Source organism: Streptosporangium sp. NPDC004379, assembly GCF_042873875.1.
In the GTDB taxonomy this organism is placed as follows: domain Bacteria; phylum Actinomycetota; class Actinomycetes; order Streptosporangiales; family Streptosporangiaceae; genus Streptosporangium.
The window spans coordinates 178,262-191,757 of the sequence record NZ_JBIAMC010000013.1; the positions used below are offsets into that span (position 1 = coordinate 178,262).

General features: G+C 74.0%; 13 protein-coding genes. 4 read left to right on the forward strand and 9 right to left on the reverse strand.

All coding sequences use genetic code 11. The annotated features are described in order from the left end of the window. Positions 1–60 precede the first annotated feature (60 nt). From ACFYSC_RS26515 to ACFYSC_RS26525, 3 genes are all read right to left on the reverse strand, one after another. Positions 61–516, reverse strand: a complete 456-nt coding sequence (locus ACFYSC_RS26515; protein ID WP_389966918.1) for a hypothetical protein — start codon at positions 514–516, stop codon at positions 61–63. Further along, on the reverse strand, positions 513–953 hold the full coding sequence (locus tag ACFYSC_RS26520; protein ID WP_389966921.1) for a hypothetical protein: 441 nt from the start codon (positions 951–953) through the stop codon (positions 513–515). The genes ACFYSC_RS26515 and ACFYSC_RS26520 overlap by 4 nt, the downstream gene beginning before the upstream one ends. 283 nt (positions 954–1,236) lie before the next feature. Continuing rightward, positions 1,237–2,082, reverse strand: coding sequence for an SDR family NAD(P)-dependent oxidoreductase (locus tag ACFYSC_RS26525; RefSeq protein ID WP_389966924.1), 846 nt, complete (start codon positions 2,080–2,082; stop codon positions 1,237–1,239). Positions 2,083–2,243: 161 nt separating this feature from the next. Between ACFYSC_RS26525 and ACFYSC_RS26530 the strand changes: the two genes are divergently transcribed. From ACFYSC_RS26530 to ACFYSC_RS26545, 4 genes are all read left to right on the forward strand, one after another. Further along, a complete protein-coding gene (locus ACFYSC_RS26530) occupies positions 2,244–4,763 on the forward strand; it encodes a nitrate- and nitrite sensing domain-containing protein (RefSeq protein ID WP_389966927.1) in 2,520 nt (839 codons plus the stop codon). Beyond that, positions 4,763–5,170, forward strand: a complete 408-nt coding sequence (locus tag ACFYSC_RS26535; RefSeq protein WP_362939784.1) for a roadblock/LC7 domain-containing protein — start codon at positions 4,763–4,765, stop codon at positions 5,168–5,170. Before ACFYSC_RS26530 ends, ACFYSC_RS26535 begins: the two co-directional genes overlap by 1 nt. Positions 5,171–5,402: 232 nt before the next feature. Further along, positions 5,403–5,750: a DUF742 domain-containing protein gene (locus tag ACFYSC_RS26540; RefSeq protein ID WP_362939781.1), complete on the forward strand. Its 348-nt coding sequence runs from the start codon at positions 5,403–5,405 to the stop codon at positions 5,748–5,750. Continuing rightward, the gene (locus tag ACFYSC_RS26545; protein ID WP_362939778.1) at positions 5,731–6,306 is read left to right on the forward strand and encodes an ATP/GTP-binding protein; all 576 of its coding nucleotides are present in this window, start codon (positions 5,731–5,733) and stop codon (positions 6,304–6,306) included. The genes ACFYSC_RS26540 and ACFYSC_RS26545 overlap by 20 nt, the downstream gene beginning before the upstream one ends. 194 nt (positions 6,307–6,500) lie before the next feature. Here ACFYSC_RS26545 and ACFYSC_RS26550 read toward each other — a convergent pair whose 3' ends face one another. From ACFYSC_RS26550 to xylA, 6 genes are all read right to left on the reverse strand, one after another. Beyond that, the gene (locus ACFYSC_RS26550; protein ID WP_389966932.1) at positions 6,501–6,872 is read right to left on the reverse strand and encodes a DUF742 domain-containing protein; all 372 of its coding nucleotides are present in this window, start codon (positions 6,870–6,872) and stop codon (positions 6,501–6,503) included. Then, entirely contained in the window at positions 6,869–7,255 is a 387-nt protein-coding gene (locus ACFYSC_RS26555) for a roadblock/LC7 domain-containing protein (RefSeq protein WP_362939772.1), read from the reverse strand. Before ACFYSC_RS26555 ends, ACFYSC_RS26550 begins: the two co-directional genes overlap by 4 nt. A gap of 106 nt (positions 7,256–7,361) precedes the next feature. Next, positions 7,362–9,644 (reverse strand): nitrate- and nitrite sensing domain-containing protein, encoded by a 2,283-nt coding sequence (locus ACFYSC_RS26560; RefSeq protein WP_389966936.1) that lies wholly within the window; start codon positions 9,642–9,644, stop codon positions 7,362–7,364. Positions 9,645–9,759: 115 nt separating this feature from the next. Beyond that, positions 9,760–10,446, reverse strand: coding sequence for a DUF998 domain-containing protein (locus ACFYSC_RS26565; RefSeq protein ID WP_389966939.1), 687 nt, complete (start codon positions 10,444–10,446; stop codon positions 9,760–9,762). A gap of 223 nt (positions 10,447–10,669) precedes the next feature. Then, positions 10,670–12,085 (reverse strand): xylulokinase, encoded by a 1,416-nt coding sequence (xylB, locus tag ACFYSC_RS26570; protein ID WP_389966942.1) that lies wholly within the window; start codon positions 12,083–12,085, stop codon positions 10,670–10,672. Then, positions 12,082–13,245, reverse strand: a complete 1,164-nt coding sequence (gene xylA, locus ACFYSC_RS26575; RefSeq protein ID WP_389966946.1) for a xylose isomerase — start codon at positions 13,243–13,245, stop codon at positions 12,082–12,084. The genes xylB and xylA overlap by 4 nt, the downstream gene beginning before the upstream one ends. Positions 13,246–13,496: the final 251 nt, after the last annotated feature.

Here is a 13,496-nt window from a genome sequence, read left to right on the forward strand (position 1 = left end):
CCCGCGGCCCGGACGGCGGACGAGGGTTCAGTCCCCGCGGCCCGGACGGCGGACGAGGGTTCAGTCCCCGCGGCCCGGACGGCGGAGGAGGGTGGCCAGCAGGAGGACGACGGCGGTCTGGGCGAGCGCGCCCGAGGCGAAGGGCGGCGCGGGTCCCACCGTCTCGCTCACGGCGTACCACCAGCGGGTGAGCTGGGGGAGGCTCTCCCAGGTCGCGGCGTACCGCTGGTCGAGGAAGCCCGTGTCGTAGTTGGCCGCGACGTGGAAGTAGACGCCGAGCGCCCCCACCGCCAGCGCGATCACCGACAGCGTCCGGACCACGGCGACCGCCCGCCGGGAGTCGCTGAGGGCCGCGATCACCAGCCCCGCCGTCAGGAGGACCAACGCCCCCCAGGGAGGGAGCTGGTTCCACGCCTGCCAGTGCCGCTCGGCGGCGAGTTCGAGGCCGGTGCCGAGGACGCTCACCGCGACCAGGGCGAGGAGGCCGGGGCGCAGCCAGACGGACCGGTCTCTCAAGGCTGGAGCACTGAGATGATCTTGTCGATCGTCTCCTGGCCGGGGTTGTACTTGGCGAGTTCCTCGCGGAGCTTCGTGAAGTTCCGGTCGTCGGCGGGGTACGGCCGGTACTCGACGACCTCCTTCGCCCACCGTTCGGCGTTGGGCACCCCGGCGGCCCGGAGCGCGGTGGCGATCTGGCTCTCACTGGCGGTGTTCGCCGACACCTTGGCGGGCTGCGAGCTCGGGGCGCCGCTGGGGGCACCGCCGGGCGCCCCGGCGGAGGCGGAGGCAGAGCCGCCGGGCGCGGAGGTGGCCGTGGGAGCGGTCGTGCCGCTGCCCGTCGTGGCCGCGGGGGCGGGGGCGGTGGGGCCGCCCGACTGCTCTCCGCCGCACGCCGTCAGAGGGACCAGGGCGGCGAGCGCCACCGTGACCCAGATCGTTCTCCTGGCCTCCATGCGAAATCCCCCGCGTCCCCTGTGAATTCCCGGTGCGATGCCGATGCCGTGTCAATCATGAGATTGCCAGCGCCGGATCCGGAGAACCTTCGCGAAGGGCCAAGAGCGTCTGAGGATGCGGTCATCAAACCAGGGCAGGCCAGGGCAGCCCAGGCCGAGTTCGGGTGCCGGGGACACGTCCGGCCGCCGGGGCCGCACCGGACCCCGTCGCGGCCCAGGCGGCCGGTCCAGGCAGCCGGCCCCGGCGGCCGGTCCAGGCCCGGTCGCACCGGGTTCGCCTGCTTCAGGCCGGCTGGTCCAGGCCGACGGCGGCGGCGCTGGCGTCCCAGAGGGCGCGGGCCAGTTCCGGATCGCTCATCCCCCGGGGGACGGCGGCGGGGGCGCGGTCGGCGAAGTAGCGGCCCGGGTGGTCGGCGCCGTCCGGGTGGGTGGCGAGGTGGACCATCGTGCTCGCGCCCTCCTCCGCCGTCCGTCCCACGCCCGGGACGTGCATCACCAACCACATCAGGAACGTTCCCGGCGCGAAACCCGTCTTGATCACACCCGGGTGGAAGCAGGTGGCGCTCACCCCGGTCCCCGCCAGCCGCCGGGCCAGCTCCACGGTGAACAGCGCGTTGGCCTGCTTGGAATCGCCGTACTGCAGCCAGCCGTTCCACTTCCGCCGCTCACGGTCGAGGTCGGCGGGGTCCAGGCGGCCCGACCTGCCGGCCCGGGACGAGGTGGTGATCACCCGGCCGCCCACCCGGTCCAGCAGCAGGTTCGTCAGGAGGAAGGGGGACAGGTGGTTGACCTGCATCATCGTCTCGTGGCCGTCGCGGGTGAGCGTCCGCCGAGTGGTCATCACGCCCGCGTTGTTGATCAGAACGTCGATGCGCGGGTAACGTGAGCGCAGTTCTGCGGCGAGCGCCCGGACGTCGTCGAACGAGGCGTAGTCGCACGTCAGCGTGTCCGGCGTGGCGCCTGCGGCGGCATCCGGGCCGGAGGCCGCCGCCCGGCCGGCCTCCTGGGCCACCTCGGCCAGTCGTCCGGCGTCGCGGCCGACCAGGACGAGCCGGTGCCCGCGGCGGGCCAGCTCCACCGCGGCGGCCGCGCCGATTCCGGCACTGGCCCCGGTAATCACACTAATCATCAGATCCTCCACTGCGCCGAAACCTTAATCGGTGCTAGTCTCCTGTGCGATCTTCCGGAGGCGCATTCCACCCCAGATTCAGTCACGAGCCTCCACATACTCACAGGTTGGGACGAGTGGGCATGGGCTCTGGAAACCGATCCATTCGGTTCAGAATCGTCTTGCTGCTGCTCCTGCCCCTGGTGTCGCTCAGCGCCCTGTGGGGCTTCGCCCTCAACCTGACGGTCGGCGACGGTGTCGCCCTCCTGCGTTCCTACGACCTCTACCAGGGCGTCGGGGTGGCCTCCACCGAGTTAGGGCTCCAGGTCCAGGCCGAACGGACCCAGGCCTCGGTGGCGATCAGCTCCGGGGTCATCACGAGTGTGACCGGTGAGCAGCGCGGCCGTACCGACCGGGCGGTGGAGGCGTTCCAGGCCGCCGTCCTGACCGCCGACCCCGGCGGCCCGGAGACGAGCACCGCGCTGGACGGCGTGCTCCGCCAGCTCGACCGGCTCCCCGGCATCCGCGCCGGCATCGACGGCGGGCAGCGGGACCGGCTGAACGCCCTGACGCAGTACAACCAGATCCTGGACTCGGTCTTCCTGCTGTACGACCGGCTCGTCGCCGTGCCCGACCTCGGCATCTTCCGGCAGGCCGTCGCCATGCAGTCGATGGGCAACGCCCGGGAGATGATCGCCCGGGAGAACGCCCTGGTCAGCGGCGCCCTGATCGACGAGCGACTGTCCCGGCGGGAGCGGGAGGCCTTCGGCGAGTACGTCGCCACCCGCAGGTTCCTGCACACGCGCGGCCTGGCGTCGCTGGACGGCGAGCTGGCCGGGCCGTACCGCGACGTCTTCGCCTCCGCGGCCTTCAAGAGGTTCGCCGAGCTGGAGAGGGCCGTCGTCGCGGCCCCCGGCGACCGCCTCCCCGTCGAGCTGGACACCTGGAAGGCGACCGTCGACGGCCTGTCGGCCTCGCTCGACCAGCTCGGCGTCTCCGCCACCGGTGTGCTGTCCGACCGGTCCGCGTCGGTGGCCACGGGCATCCTGGCCCGGATCGCCGTCGCCGGCGGTGTCGGCCTGCTGGCGGTGATCGCCTCCATCGTCATCTCGGTCCGCTTCGGCCGCCGGCTGTCCGGCGAGCTGGCCGGGCTGCGGTCGGCCGCGCTCGACCTGGCGGACGTGCGGCTCCCGCGCCTGGTGGAGCGGCTGCGGCTCGGCGAGAAGGTGGACGTGCGCGCCGAGACCCCGCCGATCGAGACCGCGGGCGACTCCGCCGAGGTCCGCGACGTGGCCCACGCGTTCGACTCGGTACGGCGCACCGCCGTCGAGGCCGCCGTCGGCCAGGCCGACCTGCGCCGCGGCGTCAGCCAGGTCTTCGTGAACCTCGCCCGCCGCAAGCAGGGGCTGCTGCACCGCCAGCTCACCCTCCTGGACGGCATGCAGCGCCGGACGAACGACCCGGACGCCCTTGAGGACCTGTTCCGGCTGGACCACCTGACCACCCGCATGAGGCGGCACGCCGAGAGCCTGATCATCCTGTCCGGCGCCGCGCCGGGCCGGACCTGGCGCAACCCGGTGCCGGTGCTCGACGTCGTCCGGGCCGCGCTGGCCGAGATCGAGGACTACCGGCGGGTCAAGGTGACGCCGATGCCCGCCGCCTCGGTCGACGGGGCCGCGGTGGCCGACCTCACGCACCTTCTCTCCGAGCTGATCGAGAACGCCACGGTGTACTCGCCGCCGCAGACCTCGGTGACCGTGCGCGGCGACGTGGTGGCCAACGGGTTCACCGTCGAGGTGGAGGACCGCGGCCTGGGGCTCAGCGCCACGGAGTACGCGATGGTCAACGAGCGGCTGGCCAGCCCGCCGGAGTTCGACCTGGCCGACAGCGACCGTCTCGGCCTGTTCGTGGTGGGCCAGCTCGCCGCCCGGCACGGCGTCCAGGTCACCCTGCGCAACTCGCCGTTCGGCGGCACCACGGCGATCGTGCTCATCCCCCGGGCGGTGCTCGCCGAGAACGACTCGCCGCTCGCCCCCGCCGTCGCCCGCGACCCGGAGGCGCCTGCGGGCGACGCTCCCCGGGCCGTCGCGCCGTCCCCGCTCACCGCGGCGGGCGGCGCCCGCCAGAACGGCGGCCGGCCGAACGCGGGCCGCCAGGGCGGCGGCCTGCCCCGGCGGACGAGGACGACGCCCAGGCCCACCCCCGGCGGCGTCCCCGACGGCTCCCCCACCGGACGGCCGCCCCTCGCCGCGCCGACGCTGACCGTGGTGCCCGGCTCGCCCGTCCCGGAGACGGCCCCCGGGACGGATCCCGGGCAGACCCGGGAGACCGCCCGCCGGGCCGACGGGACCGGCGAGGAGCGTGCGGGGCGGGGCGCCCACAGGGCCGCCACCGCGGAGACCGCCGCCACCGCCGGGGGCACCGCGGAGACCGCCGCGGGGAGCGCCACGGAGACCACCGGCCCCCGGGAACTGCCCCGCCGGGTCCGGCAGGCCAGCCTCGTGCCGCAACTCCGGCAGGAGACACAGGCGCCCGCCCCGCCGGAACCCGCCCGGCCGGGACCCGAACCCGGCCCGCCCGCCGAAGGCCGCTCGCCGGACGAGGTGCGGGCCCTGTTCTCCGCCTTCCAGGCGGGCACGCGACGGGCACGCGAGGAGAACGAAGACTTGGCACACCACACGACAGCCGACAAGAGGGACTGATGACCGGGAAGTTCACCAACACCGGCGAGTTGAACTGGCTCCTCGACGATCTGACGAGCCGGGTGGCCGCGGTGCGCCAAGCTGTGATCCTGTCCACCGACGGCCTGGCCGTGGGATTCTCCAAGGGCCTCAGCCGGGAGGACGCCGAGCACCTGTCGGCGGTCGCGGCCGGGTTCCAGAGCCTGGCGCGCGGGGCCGGCCGCCACTTCGGCGGGGGCGAGGTGCGCCAGACCATCGTGGAGATGGAATCGGCGTTCCTGTTCGTCACCGCCGCGGGGCAGGGCACGTGCCTCGCCGTGCTGAGCGACTCCGACGCCGACGTCGGCCACATCGCCTACGAGATGGCGATGCTGGTCAAGCGGGTCGGTCCGCACATCTCCACGCTCCCGCGCCAAGGTCTCTCGTGAGCGAGCGGGACACCGGGCGCGGCGTGCCGGGCGATCGTCCCGCGATCCGCTTCCCCTGCGGCCGCGCGGCCCGCCCGCCGTACGGCCGGGCGACGGCCCGCGTCCGGCACGGCCTCCGCGCGATCCGCCCGCCGTACGGTCACCGTGCGGTCCACGGCCGCCGTGTGATCCACACGCCGTACGGCCGGCCCGCGGCCCGCGCGCCGTACGGCCACCGAGGGGAGCGGCCGTCATGACGCGGTGGATGGACGAGGAGGCCGGGCCCGTGGTCCGGCCGTACGCGCTGATCGGCGGCCGGACCCGGTCGTCCGGTGACGCGCTGGACCTGGTCTCGATGATCACCGCCTCGGGAACGGCCCCGTCCGACGGGTTCGTCCCCGGACCGGAGCAGGAGCGGATCCTCTCCCTGGTCACCACGGCGACCTCGGTCGCCGACATCGCCTCCGACCTGGACCTGCCTCTCGGCGTGGTCCGGGTCCTCCTCGGCGACCTGCACGACCACAAGCTGATCTCGATAGGGCGCGCCTCGGCGAGCGAGCGCATTCTCAAGGAAGTGATCAATGGACTTCGAGCCCTCTGACGAACCAGTCGCGCTCAAGATCCTCATCGCAGGCGGCTTCGGGGTGGGCAAGACGACGCTGGTCGGCTCGATCAGCGAGATCCGGCCGCTCCGGACCGAGGAGGTGCTCTCCGACCGCGGCATCGGCATCGACGACGTCGAGGGCGTGGAGGGCAAGCACACCACCACGGTCGCGATGGACTTCGGCCGCATCACGATCCGGGAGGGCCTGGTCGTGTACCTGTTCGGCACCCCCGGGCAGGAGCGGTTCTGGTTCATGTGGGACGAGCTGTCCTACGGCGCGCTCGGCGCGGTGGTCCTCGCCGACACCCGGCGGCTGACCGACTGCTTCCCCTCGATCGACTACTTCGAGCAGCGGGGCACGCCGTTCATCGTGGCGGTCAACTGCTTCGACGACGCCGAGCAGTACGAGGCCGAGGAGGTGCGCTCCGCGCTGGACCTCGACGAGGACGTGCCGGTGCTGCTGTGCGACGTGCGGCGCCGCGCCTCGGCCAAGACGGTCCTGGTGACGCTCGTCGAGCACTCCCTGAGGGTCCTGACGGCCGACCAGCACTGACGGATCGGGCACTCCACGAAGGCGCCGGCGGCCGGCCGGCGCCGCCGGGCCGCGCGCCCGACGTCCCGCCCGCGTGGCCGGGTCGGGGACCGGCGTGAACGGGCCCGTGGCCCGCACTCCCGTCACGGACCGCCGTTCCCGCCCGCCGCCCCACCGTGCCCGCCGCGAGGGCGCGGACGGGCTCCCGGACGGGCTCAGAGCGCCCGGAGGCCGTTGATCACTTCCTGCAGGAGGCTCTCCACGGGCGGCGTGGCGGCCGGGACCGGCGACCGCACCAGGACGAGCCCCTGGTCCAGCAGGTCGCCCAGCAGCACCCTGACGACCCCCATCGGCAGCCCGGCCTCCGAGGCGACCTCCGCGACGGGCCTGGTCCGCCGGACCAGGCCCAGCAGCCGCCGGTGCTCCGACCCCAGGTGGGCGGCGGTGGTGGCCGCCGCGCCGGTCGCCAGCACCATTGACAGCACGTCGAACGAGGCCGAGGAGGCGCGCGTGCGCCCGCCGGTGAGGGCGTAGGGGCGGACGACCGGCCCGGCCTCCTCGTCCACCCATTCGACGTCGTCGCTCATTGGCCCGCCCGGGGGGCCGTGGCCATGTGCTGGCCGACCCGGGTCACCAGGCGGGCCATCTCGTAGGCGATCAGGCCCACGTCGGCGGCGCCGGTGGTCATGACCGCCAGGCAACTGCCCTGGCCGGCCGAGGTGACGAAGAGGAACGCCGAGTCCATCTCCACCATCGTCTGCCGGACGGCTCCGCCGCCGAACTGCAGGCTGGTCCCCTTGGCCAGACTCTGGAACCCGGAGGCCACCGCCGACAGATGGTCGGCGTCCTCCTTGCTCAGCTCCCGCGAGGAGGCCATCATCAACCCGTCGTTGGACAGGATCAGCGCGTGCGAGACGTCCGCCACGCTCGTGACGAAGTCATCCAGAAGCCAATACAGCTCACCCGGCACGTGGTAAAACCCCTTCCCCTGTGATGGTCGCGCTCGTTCGCGTGTCTACGCCGGCCGCCGGCCGGTCTCCTGTTCGGTGATCGTCATCACCGTTCCCGGTCCGGCCTCAGTGCTCCTCACCCCCGTCCTCGGCCCGGCCGCGCCGCCAGCCGGCCTGGAGCGAGCTGAGCACCGCCCGCGCCTCCTCCGGCGACCGCTCTCCGGCCTGCCCGGACATGTCCGGTTCATGCGACGGCCGCGGCGGGCTCGCCCGGCGGATCCGGCGGGGCAGGCCGTTCGCCGGCGGCGTCCGCGGCGCGGCCTCCGGCGACGGCACGATCCCGGTCGGCCCGGAGGGTTCCCCGGTCCCGGCGAGCCGTACAGTCCCGGCGAACCCGGCCTTCCCGGACTGCGTCACGCCCGCGGCGGTCCCCGGCCCGGCGGTCCCGGCGGGCCGTACGGCCTCGGCCGGTTCGTCGCCGATCCCGGCCTCGGGGATCTCCCGCGGCGGCTGTCCCTCCGTATGCGGCTCTCCCAGCAGCGACCCGGGGATCAGCACGACGACCCCGGTCCCGCCGTACGGCGAGGGCCGCACCGTCACCTTCGCCCCGTACCGCGCGGCCAGCATGCCGACCACCGCGAAGCCCAGCCGGTCGGTCTCGGCCGGGTCGAACTCCGGCGGACTGGCCAGCCGCTCGTTGACCGCGGCGCGCTTCTCCGAGGTCATGCCGAGACCCCGGTCCTCGACCTCCACCGTGAAACCCCGGTGGCCGGCGCACTCGCCCCGGATCGACACCTCGCCCCCCGGCGGGGAGAAGGCCGTGGCGTTCTCGATGATCTCGGCGAACAGGTGCATCATGTCCGCGACCGCGTCACCGGCCAGGGTGGCGCCGAGCATGGGATAGATCCGCACCCGGGCGTAGTCCTCGACCTGGGCGGCGGCGCCGCGCAGCATGTCCTCGATCAGGACGGGCGAGCGCCACTTGCGACCCGCGGCTCCGCCGGAGAGGATCACCAGGCCCTCGGCATGGCGGCGCATGCGGGTGGTCAGGTGGTCGAGCCGGAACAGGTTCTCCAGCGCCTCGGGGTCCTCGGCCTGCTTCTGCATGCCGTCGAGGAGCTTGAGCTGGCGCTGCAGCAGCGACTGGCTGCGCCGGGCGAGGCTGCGGAAGGACTGCGCGACGGCCTCGCGCAGCCTGGCCTGCTCCACGGCGGCGTCCACGGCGCGGTGCTGGACGCTGTCGAAGGCGGCGGCGACGTCGTGGACCTCGGTGGTGCTGCCCAGCGGCTCCAGCGGGGGCGCCTCGGCGGCCACGTCCACCGGCTCGCCCCGGCGCAGCCTCTCCATGACGCGCGGCAGCCGCACCTCCGCCAGGTCGGCGGCGGCGCGCCGGACCCCGGCGAGCTCACGGGTGAGGTTGCGGCCGATCCGGTAGGAGACCAGCAGCGAGGCGATGACCGCGACGAGGCCGAGCGCGCCGGCGGTCCCGGCCTTGGCGAAGGTCGAGAGGGCCGCCGGCGTCGCCCGGTCGATCAGCCCGCGACCGGCCGCCGACAGCCCCTTCTGGTAGGCGGTCTCCAGGCGGTCGGTGGCGGCCCGCCAGTCGGCCTCGGCGACCACGCCGCCGGACATCAGGCGGCCCTCCATCTCGGTGAGGGCCCTCACCGGCTGCGACGAGGGGACCAGACCGGCGAAGGGGGCGCGCATCCCGGCGTCGAGCTGCGACATGCCCTCCTCCATGAGGAAGGCGCGTTTGGTGGCGAACTGCCCGAACAACCGCAGCTCGGCCGGCGTCAGACGGCGGCCCGTGGCCAGCGCGCCCGCGGCGAGCGCCCGCTCGTGGCAGAAGAAGGCCAGCGAGTAGCCGACCGTGTTGACACCGCGCATCTGCCGGGACAGGGCATGGTCGTCGGCGACGGCCGCGATGTCGATGAACCGGTAGAACGCCTCGGGCACCGGGCCGAACTCCCCGGCGAGCTCGATGGACCCGATCCGGCCGCCGTCCACCTTGGCCCGTACCGCGTCGAGCGCGTCGACCGCGGCCGTCAGGTCGGCGAACCGGGCCTTGGACGTCGTACCCAGGTCCGCGAAGCCCAGGCCGCGCCGCGCCCCGTCACGCAGCCGGGACCGTTCCCCGTCGGTGACGGCGCGCTGGGCGGCCAGGGCCGTCCGGGCGTCCTCGGAGCGGACGGCGAGATACTCGGCCGACAGCATGTGCTCGCGCTCCACGGCGTAGCTCAGCTCGTTGGCGGGCGCGATGACGGCGTCGTAGAGGTCGTCGGCCTCCAGCATGCTCACCGAGTCGCCCACGGTGACCGTCGCCGCGAACCCCCAGAGGGCGACGAGCGAGGTCAGCGGGATCGCCAGCAGAGCAGAGATCTTGAACCGGATGGACCTGCTCGATGCCATGTCACCTCAACGGTTCGGTCCCGGAGCGCGAGAACGGGAACCTCCGGACGATCTTCAGATCGCCGACGAGGATAGCATCGGACAGGAGAAATATTCTTGTCCTATTTGTGACCTGTCAGGAAACAGTCATGTTCCCGGACAAGTCAGCTAGAAGCGCCCGGCCAGCGCTCGGCACGCGGGCGGCGGCCGGCGCCCAGGCCAGCCACGCCAGCCATACGGCGAGCACCCCGAGCAGGGCGACCTCGGTGACCAGCAGCCCCCGCTCGGCCAGGCCGATCAGCACCCTGTCCCCCGGGAGCGCCACGTAGGTGAGGGCCAGCAGCCCGAACCCACCGGCCAGGGTCAGCCACTCCACCGGCCTGGCCACCGCCCGCCACCGCTCGTCCCGGCCCAGCCCGGGGGCCATCAGCGCGCCCGCCGCGGGCAGCGCGAGGAAGGCGGCGATGGAGACGTAGCGGTGCACCTGGGCGCCGAGGTCCAGCGCCAGGCCCGGGGCGACCGTCGGCACGACCGCGATCACGATCAGCGCCGCGCTCCAGGCCAGCATCAGCCGCCCGGCCGCCGCGCCGATCGGGGCACGGGCCGCCCGCAGCCCCGCCACCAGCGCGAAGGACGCGACGCCCAGGCACGCCATGGCGAACTCGGTGGCCCCGCCGCGGTCGAGCGCGGCGTACTCGCTGATCGTCAGGTTGAGCGGGTCCAGCTGCGGATCCGGGTCGATCTGACCGGCGATCGCGGCCACGACCGCCGCGGCCACACCGGCACAGGCGATCAGGGGGTAGAGCCTCTTCGACGCGAGCATGGACCCAGACTGTCCCGGGGACGCGGTTCCACACATCCGGCGGCACCCCTGATCCGACCCTGAGCGGCCCCCGAGATCCCACCCCGTGTCGCGGGTCCCGGGGACCGCCCGCCGGACCCCCGTCCAGGCCGTACCGCGGGCGGTTCCACGGGCCGGGGCCGGCCGTTCGCGGGTCCCGGCCCGTCGTTCAGGCCGTGCCGCGGGCGGTTCCACGGGCCGTCGTTCAGGCCGTGTCGCGGCCCCCGGTGTACCGGGCGCGCGCCTCGGCGTAGCGGTCCCTGATCTCCGGCACGGCGTCCGTCTCGAAGCTCAGGGAGCCGGCCCGCTCCCAGACGGGCGGCTCTTCCCCGCCCGCGACCAGCCAGGCGGCCTGCCGCGCCGCGCCGTCGGCGACGTACTCCCCCGCCTCGGGGACGACCACCGGCCGCCCGAAGACCGCCGGGGCGATCCGCCGCACCGCCTCCGACCGCGCCCCGCCGCCGATGAGCAGCACCCTGGACGGCTCCAGCCCGAGGGCGTCGAAGGCGTCGGCCAGGTGGCAGAGCATGCCCTCCACCGCGGCCCGCGCCAGGTGGGCGGGGGTGGAGGTGGCCAGGGTCAGACCGTGCAGCGTCCCGGTGGCCTCGGGCAGGTTCGGCGTCCGCTCCCCCTCCAGGTAGGGAACGCACACCAGGCCGCCCGCCCCGGGCGGGGCCTGCAGCGCCAGCCGGTCGAGGTCGGCGGGGCCGACCCCGAGCATCCGGGCGGCGGCGTCGAGGACCCGGGCCGCGTTGAGCGTGCACACCAGCGGCAGGAACCGTCCGGTGGCGTCGGCGAATCCGGCCACCGCGCCGGTCGGGTCGGCGCTCGGACTCTCCGCCACCGCGAACGCCGTGCCGGACGTCCCGATCGACACCACCACGTCGCCGGGCCCCGCGCCCACCCCGAGGGCGGCGGCCATGTTGTCGCCGGTGCCGGGGGCCAGCCGTACCGGGCCGGACGTCGCGGACGGACCCGGGACCCGCAGCTCGCCGGCCTCCTCGCGGGGGCCGAGCACGCGCGGCAGGCCGGGCACCGAGCCGAACGCCGCCTTGAGCAGGTCGGTGCGGTAGGAGCCGGTGGCGGGCGAGAAGTAGCCGGTGCCGGAGGCGTCGCCCCGGTCGGTGACGATCTCGCCGTCCCCGCCGCCCAGCCGCCAGGTCAGCCAGTCGTGCGGCAGGCACACCCGCGCCGTACGGCGGGCCGACTCCGGCTCGTGGGCCGCCAGCCAGCGGAGCTTGGCCACCGTGAACGACGCGACCGGCACGCTGCCGACCGCCTCGGCCCACCGCTCCGGCCCGCCCAGCTCCGCGACCAGGTCGCCCGCGGCGCCGGCCGAGCGGGTGTCGTTCCACAGCAGCGCGTCCCGCACGACCTGCCCGGACTCGTCCAGGCAGACCATGCCGTGCTGCTGGGCGGCGACGCTCACCGCGGCGACGTCGTCGAGCCCGCCGGCCTGGGCGACCGCCTCCTGGAGCGCGGCCCACCAGACGGCCGGGGCCACCTCGGTGCCGTCGGGATGGGCCGCGCGGCCCTGGCGGACCAGGGCTCCGGTTCCGGCGTCCCTGATGACCACCTTGCAGCTCTGGGTCGAGGAGTCGACCCCGGCCACGAGCGTCATGCCCGGTCGCCCCCGCGGACCCCGAGGAGGTGGTCCATGGCGAGCTGGCTGAGGCGGGAGAAGTGGAAGCCGCGCGCCGCCGCCGCGTCGACGTCGAAGTCGTCGTTCGCCAGGTCGGCCAGGGTCTCGCCGGGGGCCAGCGTGGGCTCGCCCAGCTCGTCGACCCGGCTCGCGGCGAGCGCCTCGGCGACCTCGGGGTCGGCGCGGAACGCCCGGGACTTCTCCTTCAGGATCAGGTACATCCGCATGTTGGAGGCGGCCGACACCCACACGTCCTCGACGTCGTCGGTGCGGACCGGCTTGTAGTCGAAGTGCCGGGGGCCGTCGTAGCCGCCGTTCTCCAGCAGGTCCACCAGGAAGAACGCGTTCTTCACGTCGCCGTGGCCGAAGACCAGGTCCTGGTCGAAGCGGGGGCCGTGCTGGCCGTTGAGGTCGATGTGGAACAGCTTGCCGTGCCACAGGGCCTGCGCGATGCCGTGGGCGAAGTTGAGCCCGGCCATCTCCTCGTGCCCCACCTCGGGGTTGAGGCCGACCCGCTCGGAGTGCTCCAGCTCGTTGATGAACGCCAGGGCGTGGCCGATCGTCGGCAGCAGGATGTCGCCGCGCGGCTCGTTCGGCTTGGGCTCGATGGCGAACCTGATGTCGTAGCCCTGCTCGATCACGTAGGAGGTCAGCAGGTCCATGCCCTCCTTGTAGCGGCTGAGCGCGGCCCGGATGTCCTTGGCGGCGCCGGACTCGGCGCCCTCGCGCCCGCCCCAGCAGACGTAGGTGGTCGCGCCCAGCTCGGCGGCCAGGTCGATGTTGCGCATCACCTTGCGCAGGGCGTACCGGCGGACGTCGCGGTCGTTGCTGGTGAACGCGCCGTCCTTGAAGACGGGGTGGGTGAAGAGGTTCGTGGTGGCCATCGGGACCTTCATCCCGGTCTCCGACAGCGCCTTCTTGAAGGCCGCGACCGCCCGGTCGCGGTCGGGCTCGACGGCCAGCAGGTCGTCGTCGTGGAAGGTGACGCCGTACGCGCCGAGCTCCGCCAGGCGGTGGACGGTCTCGACCGGGTCCAGCGCGGGACGGCTGGCGTCTCCGAACTGGTCTCGGGCCTGCCAGCCCACGGTCCACAGCCCGAAGGTGAAGCGGTCCTCCGGCCTGGGGGTGTAGTCGCTCATCGCGTCTCCTCCTATTTAATCCACATTATGGACTTAATATGGTCCGGCAGGGTGGGATCGTCAAGAGGTGGGTTCCATGGGTTCCATGACGACGGGTCGCACGACGGATCGCACGACGGGTTCCGCGACGTGCGCGACGGCCCGCGCGACGTACGCGGCGGGTCGCGCGACGTACGCGGCGGGTCGCTCGGCGACGCGGGCCGGGCGGGTTCCGTGACGGGCCCCATGCCGGGCTCCATGCCGGGTTCCGT